Origin of the sequence: Bacillus sp. C30 (assembly GCF_040838255.1) — a bacterium.
Classification (GTDB): Bacteria; Bacillota; Bacilli; order Bacillales; family Bacillaceae_G; genus Bacillus_A; species Bacillus_A mycoides.
On sequence record NZ_JBFPJH010000094.1, the window covers coordinates 1 to 11701 of the forward strand.

Annotated in this window: 13 protein-coding genes and 1 other annotated feature; of the genes, 12 read left to right on the forward strand and 1 reads right to left on the reverse strand. The window is 35.6% G+C overall.

Annotated elements, in window-relative coordinates; all coding sequences use genetic code 11:
• Positions 1-321: 321 nt before the first annotated feature.
• The gene (locus AB3X49_RS11380; protein ID WP_002035358.1) at positions 322-597 is read left to right on the forward strand and encodes a stage V sporulation protein S; all 276 of its coding nucleotides are present in this window, start codon (positions 322-324) and stop codon (positions 595-597) included.
• Positions 598-829: 232 nt separating this feature from the next.
• Here AB3X49_RS11380 and AB3X49_RS11385 read toward each other — a convergent pair whose 3' ends face one another.
• On the reverse strand, positions 830-1507 hold the full coding sequence (locus tag AB3X49_RS11385) for a hypothetical protein (protein ID WP_002012555.1): 678 nt from the start codon (positions 1505-1507) through the stop codon (positions 830-832).
• A 109-nt stretch (positions 1508-1616) separates the two neighbouring features.
• Between AB3X49_RS11385 and AB3X49_RS11390 the strand changes: the two genes are divergently transcribed.
• From AB3X49_RS11390 to AB3X49_RS11440, 11 genes are all read left to right on the forward strand, one after another.
• Positions 1617-2264: an HD domain-containing protein gene (locus tag AB3X49_RS11390; protein WP_002012557.1), complete on the forward strand. Its 648-nt coding sequence runs from the start codon at positions 1617-1619 to the stop codon at positions 2262-2264.
• Complete coding sequence (locus AB3X49_RS11395; RefSeq protein WP_002127139.1) at positions 2261-4156, forward strand: ABC-F family ATP-binding cassette domain-containing protein; 1896 nt, start codon at positions 2261-2263, stop codon at positions 4154-4156. The genes AB3X49_RS11390 and AB3X49_RS11395 overlap by 4 nt, the downstream gene beginning before the upstream one ends.
• A 75-nt stretch (positions 4157-4231) precedes the next feature.
• Positions 4232-4963, forward strand: coding sequence for a Bax inhibitor-1/YccA family protein (locus tag AB3X49_RS11400; RefSeq protein ID WP_002127140.1), 732 nt, complete (start codon positions 4232-4234; stop codon positions 4961-4963).
• Positions 4964-5057: 94 nt separating this feature from the next.
• A complete protein-coding gene (locus AB3X49_RS11405; protein ID WP_002012563.1) occupies positions 5058-5312 on the forward strand; it encodes a DUF4318 domain-containing protein in 255 nt (84 codons plus the stop codon).
• Between the two features lie 161 nt (positions 5313-5473).
• Complete coding sequence (locus AB3X49_RS11410; protein WP_002012564.1) at positions 5474-5812, forward strand: single-stranded DNA-binding protein; 339 nt, start codon at positions 5474-5476, stop codon at positions 5810-5812.
• 155 nt (positions 5813-5967) lie between these two features.
• Positions 5968-7095, forward strand: coding sequence for a conserved virulence factor C family protein (locus tag AB3X49_RS11415; RefSeq protein WP_016094150.1), 1128 nt, complete (start codon positions 5968-5970; stop codon positions 7093-7095).
• A gap of 3 nt (positions 7096-7098) precedes the next feature.
• Positions 7099-7482, forward strand: a complete 384-nt coding sequence (locus tag AB3X49_RS11420) for a thiol-disulfide oxidoreductase DCC family protein (protein ID WP_044441980.1) — start codon at positions 7099-7101, stop codon at positions 7480-7482.
• A gap of 82 nt (positions 7483-7564) precedes the next feature.
• On the forward strand, positions 7565-7999 hold the full coding sequence (locus tag AB3X49_RS11425) for a BrxA/BrxB family bacilliredoxin (protein ID WP_002012568.1): 435 nt from the start codon (positions 7565-7567) through the stop codon (positions 7997-7999).
• Between the two features lie 49 nt (positions 8000-8048).
• Positions 8049-8825: a class I SAM-dependent methyltransferase gene (locus AB3X49_RS11430; RefSeq protein ID WP_367962129.1), complete on the forward strand. Its 777-nt coding sequence runs from the start codon at positions 8049-8051 to the stop codon at positions 8823-8825.
• Between the two features lie 40 nt (positions 8826-8865).
• Positions 8866-9080, forward strand: a binding site (T-box leader).
• Positions 9081-9125: 45 nt separating this feature from the next.
• Positions 9126-10814, forward strand: a complete 1689-nt coding sequence (gene argS, locus AB3X49_RS11435) for an arginine--tRNA ligase (protein WP_367962131.1) — start codon at positions 9126-9128, stop codon at positions 10812-10814.
• Positions 10815-10948: 134 nt separating this feature from the next.
• On the forward strand, positions 10949-11290 hold the full coding sequence (locus AB3X49_RS11440) for a DUF2085 domain-containing protein (RefSeq protein ID WP_002127167.1): 342 nt from the start codon (positions 10949-10951) through the stop codon (positions 11288-11290).
• The last annotated feature ends 411 nt before the right edge of the window (positions 11291-11701 follow it).

Sequence of the window (11701 nt, forward strand, 5' to 3'; positions counted from 1 at the left end):
ATATTTAGCAGATAACTCTATCCAAGGTTTTAAAATGTTGAAGTATTTAAACTTTAAGATAGTATATCGCCAAAGTAAAGAAGAGAAGTATTTAAAGGACAGCATTTTAGTGAAACAGAGAAATGGATAAAGCGATGATTAAGTTTTTAACTTAGTCGTCGCTTTTTATTTATGTAGTTGTGCAGGAAGAAGGCAAAAAATATCGAATGAATGTAATTATACAGAATTGTTTGTATTTATTTCGAATAGTAGTTAAAGATACGTTAGTTATATTTCAAACAGTAAGAAAAGAGAGATTAAATAATAGAGGGAGCAACTTACATGGAAAATATATTAAAGGTATCCTCAAAATCAAGTCCGAATTCAGTGGCAGGTGCAATAGCGGGCGTACTAAGAGCAAGTGGCAAAGTAGAAATCCAAGTGATTGGAGCTGGTTCTTTAAATCAAGCGATTAAAGCAATTGCGATTGCAAGAGGTTTTGTAGCTCCAAGTGGCATTGACTTGGTTCTTGTTCCAGCGTTTCAAGAGGTTACTATCGATAATCAAGAAAGAACAGCAATCAAATTAATTGTAGGTCCTAGAAGGAGAAGATCTTAATAGCGAGCATTAATATAAGGGGATTTGAAAAGGTCAATAGACTCCAAAAAGTTAGACACGTTATTTCATTTGACAGTTCCTTGGGCGTGGATACAGTATTGTACCGGATTTATGACTTTTAATTCCTCTTTATATTTAGCGGGTTTTTCTAGAAACTTAAAAATGCCAAATCCTTTGTGACATAAGGGATTTGGCATTTTTGAGGTTTTTATGTTTTTTAAAATCAACAATTCTAAAACTGCTCATTCTTCTCCCAAGATTCTACAATATAATGAGCAATCGTTGGGTTGAATCCTTTACCAACTAAGAACATAATCGCAGCAACTTCTGTTAAAGCATGTTTGTGTGATGTATGTTTCGCTTCATTCAAACCGTAATCTACCCAAGGTTTTACGAAATCAAGTACAGGTTTCTTTAAAGGTAAAAACTGTGTACCGACAACTTGTTGGATTTGTTGTTGCGTTGGTTCTGTAATAGGTCCAGGTGGTAAAATTTGTGGTTGTGTAATATCTAAAATCGGCCCAGGTGGTAAAATTTGTGGTTGCGTCGGATCAATTGTTGGTGGTTTAGGTGGTGAGACACGTGCGTCATAGTTTGGTTGATACATTTGTTGTTGGTATGGATTTTGTTGATATTGTGGTTGCGTCTCGTATGGATTACCTTGAAATTGAGGTTCTTGGCTAGGTTGTGCTACGTATGGATTTTGAGGATATTCATAATTTGGACGTGTGTCATAAGGGTTTTGAGGATATTCAGTTTCTTGATTTTGCGGTGTTGCGTATGGATTTTGTTCGTATTGTGGCTCTTGATGTTGTGTCTCTTGCTCCTCATATTGTTCAGCATATCTTTGTTCCTGATGTTGAGGATAAAGAGGTTGTTGTGGGTAAGGTGGTTGGTTATTATAGAACATTTTTATTCCTCCTTCATAATGATGCCTACCACCTAGTGTATGGGCGGACAAGAAAATATGTGATGAAAAAATGCGGGCGTGTTACAATAAGTAACTGGGTGAAGATAAAATGATAAAACAAGAAAAAATACAAAAAACAATAACTTTCGTAAAGCATATTTTAGAAAAAGATGCGAGTGGGCATGATTGGTATCATATTGAACGCGTACATAAATTGGCGATTTCTTTATCCGAGCAAGAAGGGGGAAATCGTTTTATAATTGAAATGGCAGCATTACTTCACGATGTAGCAGATGAGAAGTTAAATGAGAGTGAAGAAGCAGGAATGAAAAAAGTTTCTGATTGGTTAGAAGAGTTACGTGTTGAAGAAGATGAAAGTAAGCATGTTCTTCATATCATCGCCAATATGTCTTATAAGGGCGGTCATGGTGGCACAGTTGAGTCACTTGAAGGTAGAATTGTTCAAGATGCGGATCGTTTAGATGCTCTTGGTGCAATTGGAATAGCTCGAACGTTTGCATACGGAGGAGCGAAAGGGAGATTAATGTATGATCCAACTATCCCTCCTCGAGAAGTGATGACGAAAGATGAATATAGAAAAAATAATGATCCATCTTTAAATCATTTTTATGAAAAGCTTTTAAAACTAAAAGATTTAATGAACACGAACGCAGCAAAACAAGAGGCTGAAGTTCGTCATCGTTATATGGAACAGTTTATTGAACAATTTATGAAAGAGTGGAATGCACAAATATGAAAATGTTAACTGTGGAGAACTTATCGAAATCATACGGAGAAAAACCGTTATTTGATGGATTATCATGTAGTATTACAGAAGGACAACGTGTCGGAATTATCGGTGTAAACGGTACTGGTAAATCAACGTTATTAAAAATTATTGCAGGATTAGAAACTCCTGATACAGGTGATATGACGCATTCACGCGGATATACAATTAGTTATTTATCACAGCAACCAGAGTTTGATGAAAAACTAACAGTATTAGAGCAAGTGTTCCATGGTGATACACCTTTAATTCGTCTTCTTCGTGATTATGAACAATCGTTATTAAATATCGAAAAAGATCCAAGTAATGAAAAAGTACAGGAACAATTATTTGCAGTGCAGCAACGTATGGATGCGATGAGTGCATGGGAAGCAAATGCGAATGCAAAATCGTTATTAACGAAATTAGGAATTACTGATTTTACAGCAACTGTTGGAAACCTATCTGGTGGACAAAAAAAGCGTATTGCAATGGCGCAATGTTTTATTGAAACACCTGATTTATTAATTTTGGATGAGCCTACGAACCACCTTGACCATGAGACAGTTGAATGGTTAGAAGAATATTTAGCAAGATATACAGGTGCGGTATTACTTGTAACCCATGATCGTTATTTCTTAGATCGTGTGACAAACCGTATTTTTGAATTAGATAACGGTAAACTGTATAGCTACGAAGGAAACTACAGTACATTTTTAGAAGCGAAAGCACTTCGTGAAGAGCAAGAATCGGCACAAGAATCAAAACGCCAAAATTTATATCGTCGTGAACTTGCTTGGATTCGCCGTGGTGCAAAAGCCCGTTCTACGAAACAAAAGGCGCGTATTCAGCGTTTTGATGAGCTGAAGGGACAAGAAGGACCAGCAGCGAAGCAATCAGTTGATATTGCACTAAGTGGAAGTCGTTTAGGAAAGAAAGTACTTGAATTAAAAGATGTAACGAAAAAATTTGGTGATAAAACAGTATTACATAACTTTAATCATATTGTGAAGCCTGGTGATCGTATCGGAATTATCGGAGCAAATGGAAGCGGAAAATCATCACTATTAAATATGCTTGCAGGAAAATTCTCTCCTGATAGTGGTGAAATTGAAGTAGGACAAACTGTAAAAGTTGCCTATTATACGCAAGAAAATGAAGAGATGAATTTAAACCAGCGTATGATTGAATACATTAAAGAAATTGCGGAAGTTATTCATACGACAGATGGAAAAGTAATTGGCGCATCTCAAATGTTAGAACGTTTCTTATTCCTACCGCATTCACATGGAACAACGCTTGGTAAACTATCTGGTGGCGAAAGAAGACGGTTATATTTATTGCGTATTTTAATGGGAGAACCAAACGTACTATTACTTGATGAGCCTACGAATGATTTAGACACACAAACATTAACAGTGTTAGAAGATTATTTAGAAGATTTCCCAGGTGTCGTTTTAACTGTATCGCATGACCGTTACTTCTTAGATAAAGTAGTAGATGAATTGTTCATCTTTACTGGCGAAGGCGAAGTGCGTGAATTCCTAGGTAGTTATACAGAGTATTTAGAAATGGAAAAAACGAGAGAACTCATTGAGAAAGCAGAAGTTCAAAAGGAGAAAAAAGTAGTAGAAGAGGCTCCGAAACAACAACGTAAACGTAAACTTTCTTACAATGAGCAGCGTGAATGGGAAACAATTGAAGATACAATTGCACAACTAGAAGAGAAACTTGAATCAATTGGAGAAGAACTTACGAATGTTGGATCTGACTTCACAAAGGCCCAAGAATTATCTGAAGCAGGGCAGAAGATAGAAGAAGAGCTAGAAAAAACGATGGAACGATGGAGTGAACTATCCGACATCGTTGAAGGATTAAAATAAAAACAAGCTGCATATATTGAAAAGTAAAGAGAAAAACTTTACACTATTGGTAGAACCTATTTTAGGAGGGAAAAAATGAGAACATCTAATCCAATGTTGAAAAAAGAGGCATTCCGTAAAGAGGGAGCAAATACTTCTGCGATGACTATTGGCGGAACAGTAGGCAAAACGTTTATCATGCTTATCTTGCTGCTTGCAACGTCTGTCTATTCATACATACAGATGACGCAAGGTACGATGAAAATGCCAGTATTAATTGGTGCTTTAGTTATTGCGGCAATCGTTGCATTTGCATCTATCTTCTTCCCGCGCATATCACCAATTGGTGCACCGATTTATGCGGCAGTAGAAGGGGTAGTGTTAGGAAGTATTTCAGCAGTTTATGCAATGAAATTTCAGGATTCTATCGTTTTAAACGCTGTATTACTAACAATCTCAATTCTATTTGCGATGTTAGTTTTATATGCAACACGCGTAGTGAAGGTAACTGATAAATTCCGCACAGGTGTTATGGCAGCAACAATGGGAATTATGGTTATGTATTTAATCGTATTCTTATTAAACATGTTCGGTGTTTCTGTTCCATATATTCACCAAGGTGGAACAATTGGTATGATCATTAGTGCAGTTATTATTGTAGTTGCTGCATTAAATTTATTACTAGATTTCGATTTAATCGAAAATGGTGCACGTAGCCAAGCTCCAAAATATATGGAGTGGTACAGTGCAATGGGTCTAATGATGACGCTAGTATGGTTATACTTAGAAATTCTTCGTTTCGTTTCTTACTTTACGAAAAATGACTAATAAAAAATCCTGCATGAAATGTGCAGGTTTTTTTATTTTTAAAGATAAATTGAAAATATGGATGTTGGCGACTTAAATTGAAGGGGGATGGAATATGATGAAAGAGAAAAAAGGGATTATGAAAAAACTATTTTCTAAAAGTTTTTTCATAGAACTAGATGACGCTTTAACATATCCATCAGCAGAAGTTATTCGTTCAGCTATTGAAAGCTATGCGGCTAAATGTAATGAACAATTAAAAATTGAGAGTAAAGTTAAACCGATTACTTTCTACTTAGAAAATGTAATGTACCGCGCTGAAATAAAGATGGCCCGCGGAGGATATTACATATCTTGCAGTGAAGTATAATATTTTTGGAAACCTTACATGTTTATACTATGTAGGGTTTCTTTTTTTGATTTGTAAGATATAAAGTAATAATTTTTGCTTACAAACATATCATTTTGCGCTTTTTACCCTTCCAACATTTTTCTTTACAATGAAGAAAAATATGTGAGGTGGTATAACTTATGATGAATCGAGTTGTATTAATCGGTAGATTGACAAAGGAGCCAGAATTATACTACACAAAACAAGGTGTCGCTTATGCACGAATATGTGTTGCGGTGAATAGAGGTTTTCGAAATAGTTTAGGTGAGCAACAAGTAGATTTTATTAATTGTGTTGTATGGAGAAGGTCGGCTGAAAATGTAACAGAATATTGTACGAAAGGCTCACTTGTTGGGATTACAGGGCGTATTCATACGAGTAATTACGATGATGAACAAGGAAAGAGAGTATATAGAACTGAAGTTCTGATTGAGAATATTACATTTTTAGAAAGAAGGCGGGAGAGTGCATCGCAATAATATTAGAATTTTAATGATAGTTTCGGATTAATTAGGTGGAAAGAGAAAGTATGATGATGGGAAGAAATCAATAAAATTAAGCATCCGAGTAGGAGTATAAAGGGGTAACATGTTACAATACAGCTAAGAACACGCAATAAAGGAGAGTTTTTTACGTGAAGATTAAAGCAATTGAACCGACGCCAAGTCCAAATACAATGAAAGTTATTTTGAATGAAGTATTACCATCAGGAGCGCGTAATAATTATACAAATGAAAATAAAGAACAAGCACCAGTGCAAGTGCAAGAAATTTTGAAGATTGAAGGCATTAAAGGTGTGTATCATGTTGCAGACTTTTTAGCAGTGGAGCGAAATGCGAAGTATGACTGGAAAGTTTTATTACAACAAGTTCGTGCTGTTTTCGGTGAAGAAATAGTGGAAGAAAGCGAAGAACAACAACTTTCTCATTTTGGAGAAGTGAAAGTGTTTGTTCAAATGTTCTTTACAATTCCGATGCAAGTGAAGTTAACAGATGGAACCTCAGAAGAGCGTGTTGGTTTACCTGATCGTTTTAAAGAATCAATTATGAAAGTGCAAATGTCTGCACCTAACGTTGTGAAAGAGCGTAAGTGGGTAGAGCAAAGTACACGTTACGGTAATTTTGAAGAAATCGGGAAAGAAGTAGTAGAAGAAATTATTGCTGCTTATTCAGAAGAACGTGTAAATGAAACGGTTAAAGAATTATTAGATCAAGCAGGTGCTGTTGAAGTAACGATTCAAAAGCGTGAGCCATATAAAGTAACAGAAGAGATGATGAAAGATTCTGACTGGAAAAACCGTTTTGCAGCTTTAGAACAAATGGATCCAACGGAAGAAGATATGATGGTATTGAAAATGGCATTAGATGATGAGAAAGTATCTATCCGCCGTTTAGCAACAGCTTATTTAGGTATGGTAAAAGGTGATGGAGTATTGCCGTTATTATATAAAGCGTTATTAGATCGTTCAGTAAGTGTTCGTCGTACAGCAGGAGATTGCTTATCGGACGTAGGTGATCCAGCAGCGATGTTCGTTATGATTAAATCTCTGAAAGATTCAAGTAAATTAGTACGCTGGCGTGCAGCAATGTTCTTATTTGAACTTGGTGATGAAAGTGCAATTCCGGCACTAAAAGCAGCAGAAGATGATCCGGAGTTTGAAGTGGCGATGCAAGCACGTTTAGCTTTAGAACGTATTGAAGGCGGCGAAGAAGCAAAAGGATCAGTATGGAAGCAAATGACGGAGTCTCGTAAAGGGGAATAGTTTATGATTGTTTTCTATGATAGTTGGTGCCCGATGTGTACGGCGGTTGCAGAACGTACGAAAAGATTAGATAAAAAGGGTAAGATGAAATTTGTTTCATTTCGAGATGAAGATGTAGTTGAGAAGTATGAACTTTCTCAAGAATTACAAAGTAAGATGGAACAAAGATTGTATATTTTAAAAAATAATAAGTGGTATGACGGAATTCATAGCATTAACGTATTAGCAAAGGCCGTTCCATCTTATTGGTTTGCAGTACCTTTTATAAAACTATCTATCGTCCTTGGATTTGGAAATAAAGTATACGATTATATTGCCAACAATAGAAAACTTGTCCCAGTTGGACACTGTCGTGAAGGGGTTTGTGAAATCCCTTCAAAAAAATGAAATCATCGTTATCTTTCTTTTGCACCTATTAATAGAGCGTGATATGATGAATTTGGAATGAAAGTTGAAGGAGAGATACAAGATGTCAAATGCATATGAAGAATACATGCGTCAAATGGTAATTCCAATGCGCCAAGAGTTAGTGCGTTCTGGATTTGAAGAGTTAACTACAGAAGAAGCTGTAACAGAATTTATGGAGAATGCATCAGGTACAACTTTAGTAGTTGTAAACTCTGTTTGTGGTTGTGCAGCTGGTTTAGCACGCCCATCAGCAGGTCAAGCGGTTGTACGTGCTGAAAAACAACCTGATCATCTTGTAACTGTATTTGCAGGTCAAGATAAAGATGCTACTGTAAAAATGCGTGAATACTTCGGAGAAATTCCTCCATCTTCACCATCTATGGCATTACTAAAAGGAAAAGAAGTTGTGCACTTCATTCACCGTCATGAAATTGAAGGCGCAACAATGGACGAAATTATTACAAACTTAGAACAAGCTTTCGAAAAGAATTGCTAAAGTAGGGGGAGAGTGAATCTCCCTCTTTTCTTTATATAGAGGTGAAAAAATGATAGTAACAACAGCAGGAAGAACAAATAAAGAAATGAAAGATTATGCAAACAAGGTAGCAGCAGAATTAAATCTTTCTTTCGTTAAACGTAATGACATACCAGTACATAAACTGCATGAGCAGTATGAACAAGATGTACTTGTCGTAGGGAAAAATCGATTAGCCATTTATCCAAAAGGTACGGAAGAGTCGTTTTTCTTTCATCCAAACTCAGCGATGTTTCGTGTGAAAAGGTTAATGCGCGGAGAGCACGATCCGTTTGTACAAGCTGCTAAATTAGGGAGCGGAATGACAGTATTAGATTGTACGCTCGGTATGGCATCAGATAGTATTGTAGCTAGTTATATCGTTGGTGAGAACGGAAAAGTAACAGGGCTTGAAGGAAACGAATATATGGCTTATATCATGAAAAAAGGCTTGCAAACATGGTCTTCATTCGTTTCTGAAATTGATGAAGCAATGCAACAAATCGATGTGAAGCAAACGGAGCATTACGCATTTTTAACACAATGTGAAGATAATAGTTATGATGTCGTTTACCTTGATCCGATGTTTGAAGAAACTGTCATAGAATCAGATGGAGTTAAAGGATTAAAACACTTCGCTTTGTATCATGATATTACTGACGAAACAATTGCGGAAGCGAAGCGTGTGGCGAGAAAGCGTGTCGTTCTGAAAGATCATTTCCGTAGTTCTAGATTTGAAAAACATAATTTTCACGTATACAAAAGAAAAAGTGCTAAGTTTCACTTTGGTGTAATTGACCCTTGCTAATTGTTTGAAAAGATGTATAATAAGCAATAATTAATTAAATATACTGTCTGTGATGAAGAGAGTAGTCTTTTTCAGAAGGAAAGCGAGCTAGGGATGGTGTGAGCCTAGTGCAGAAGAAAAAGATGAAGCGCACTTCGGAGACGCTTCTTGAACGAATAGTAGAGTAAGCCGAGGCCCCCTGTCCTCGTTATAAACGGGAAAGTGGTTCGAAATGAACAACAAGGGTGGTACCACGGGTTAAAACTCGTCTCTTTTTTAGAGACGAGTTTTTTGTGTTTTAAAAAATAAGGAGGTTATAGTATGAATTATAAAACGCAGTTTGCGAAAAGTTTATCGAATATTTTTACGAATGAATTAACACAAAATCAAATTTTAGATTTAATCGAAACACCAAAACAAGATGAATTCGGAGATGCAGCGTTCCCATGCTTTTCACTAGCGAAGCAATATAAAAAATCACCAGCTATTATAGCGAAGGAATTGGCGGAGAAATTAAATGATCCGTTCTTTACGAAAGTAGAGGCTGTTGGTCCTTATGTAAATGTATTTTTTAATCGTGAAACAGTAAGTGATGAAGTATTAAAAATAATTTTAGCGGAGAAAGAAGAGTACGGTCAAAATCACTTTGGATGTGAAAAAACGGTAGTTATCGATTATTCCTCTCCTAATATCGCGAAACCTTTTTCAATGGGGCATTTACGTTCTACAATGATTGGTAATTCGCTGAAACATATCGCCGAAAAATGTGGGTATGAAGTTGTCGGAATCAATTATATTGGCGATTGGGGCACGCAGTTTGGAAAGTTAATTACCGCATATAAAAAATGGGGAAATGAAGAATTTGTTAAAGAGGATCCAATTCGTGAGTTATTTAAGTTATATGTTCAGTTTCATGAAGAAGCAAAAGAGAACAAAGAACTAGAAGAAGAAGGACGATCATGGTTTAAAAAACTAGAAGAAGGAAATGAAGAAGCAGTCGAACTTTGGAATTGGTTCCGTCATGAGTCTTTAAAAGAATTTTCTCGTATTTATGAACTTCTCGGTGTGGAATTTACAAACTTTCAAGGAGAAGCTTTCTATAACGATAAAATGGAAGACTTTATTGGGATTTTAGAAGAGCACGATTTACTTGAAGAATCAGAAGGCGCATTAGTCGTTAATTTAGAAAAAGAAGGTATGCCGCCATGCTTAATTAGAAAATCAGATGGTGCAACTATTTACGCAACGCGTGATTTAACAGCGGCATTGTATCGTCAAAACACATACGAATTTGATAAAGCGGTATATGTTGTAGGCCCAGAACAAAGCTTACATTTCAATCAATTTTTCACTGTATTAAAAAAGCTTGGTTATGACTGGGTCGATGGTATGGAACATGTACCGTTCGGGTTCATATTAAAAGATGGTAAGAAAATGTCGACACGTAAGGGCAGAATTATTTTATTGGAAGAAGTGTTAGAAGAAGCTGTTGCGCTTGCGGAACAAAATATTGAAGAGAAAAATCCGAATTTAAAACAAAAAGAAGAAGTGGCAAAACAAGTCGGTATTGGAGCAGTTATCTTCCAAGATTTAAAAAATGAGCGTATGCATAATATCGAATTCTCATTAGAAAATATGTTGAAATTTGAAGGAGAAACAGGACCATATGTACAGTACACACATGCGCGTGCTTGTTCAATTTTAAGAAAAGAAAGTGTAGAATTTGAAACTTGTACGTTTGCATTAAAAGATGATTATAGCTGGAGTGTCGTAAAATTACTTAATAAATTCCCGCAAGTAATTGAAGCGGCCTTCAACAAAAATGAGCCATCTACTATTTCAAAATACGTATTAGATGTAGCACAAGCGTTCAATAAATATTATGGAAATGTTCGTATATTAGAAGAGAACGAAGAGAAAGAGAGTAGACTCGCATTAGCTTACACTGTGACGGTTGTATTAAAAGAGGGATTACGTTTACTTGGGGTGGAGGCACCTGAGGAGATGTAAATATGAAAAGAATTATTATGAACTTAGTAATAAACTGACAAACCGGGTCTAGTATGAACCTGGTTTGTTTTTTTATTGGATATATAATTTTTTTGCAAAATCAATTAAAATATTTTTAGAGAGGGTGATTCATATTGATTCGAACTTTTATTTTACAAATTCCTTGTCATAGAAGATCGGAAAGAAGTTTCCTTAAACTACAAAAATACATACCTTTATGTGCGCGTTGTACAGGCATGCTTATCGGTATTTTAATGTTTCCAATTTATTTTTATATGACACCTTCGTTTCTGCTTGCAATAATACTATCATTTTCCGCTCAAATTCCGTTACTTATTGATGGATTCACCCAAAAATGGAAATGGAGAAGCAGCACAAATTTACTAAGAGTAACGACCGGTTTATTAAGCGGTAATGGTATGGGGCTATTTATTGCCTCTAGCATTATATGGATAACATCTAAAAGCATATATTAACGGAAGGAGAACTTTACATGTTTTGGATTTACTCAGTTCTAATTCTTATTTCAGGAGGAAGCGGGATTAGTTTTCTCATTCATGAAAGAAATATAGAAGCAATAATTGCTTTTGTTATTTGTACAATATTTATTGTGTTACTCTATTTTCACCTAAAAAGAAATGACGAACATAGAAACTGTGATTGCAGTACATTAGCTTGTACCGATTATACTGATTGTAATTGTTAAATTATGTGAGTGGGAAAGTTAGTGTATCATTTAAGGTATACTAGCTTTTTTTATTAGAAGTGTAGGAATGTGACTATTAAATGGAGAACTTTAGTTTTGTATATAAAAGGAGGTGTTGGACCTGAAAGAGTATGATTGGAACAATAAACTAACATATTTAAAAAATACGAGAGATTTATAT